1 protein-coding gene is annotated in these 245 nt (G+C 61.6%); it reads left to right on the forward strand.

Going from position 1 to position 245, the window contains the following annotated elements:
* A partial coding sequence (locus CVH10_RS23330; protein ID WP_181244728.1) for a cytochrome c oxidase subunit 3 occupies window positions 1-245 on the forward strand: 245 nt, incomplete at both ends.

Genomic DNA, 245 nt, shown 5'->3' on the forward strand with positions numbered 1-245 from the left:
TGATCCACAATCAGCGTGGTGGCGAAAAGCGTGGCCTGTGGGGCCTGCTGGGCGTCGGCGATCGCGACGGCGTGCTGAAAGGTCTGTGGCTGACGGTGGTGCTGGGCGTGCTGTTCAGCTCGATCCAGGCGTATGAATACATGCACGCGCCGTTCCCGTTCAAGGGCATCAACTATGGCGCCGCCTTCTTCATGGCGACCGGGTTCCACGGTTTCCACGTGCTGGTCGGTACGATCTTCCTGATC

The sequence above is a fragment of the Halomonas sp. ND22Bw genome (assembly GCF_003011945.1).
Classification (GTDB): domain Bacteria; phylum Pseudomonadota; class Gammaproteobacteria; order Pseudomonadales; family Halomonadaceae; genus Halomonas; species Halomonas halophila.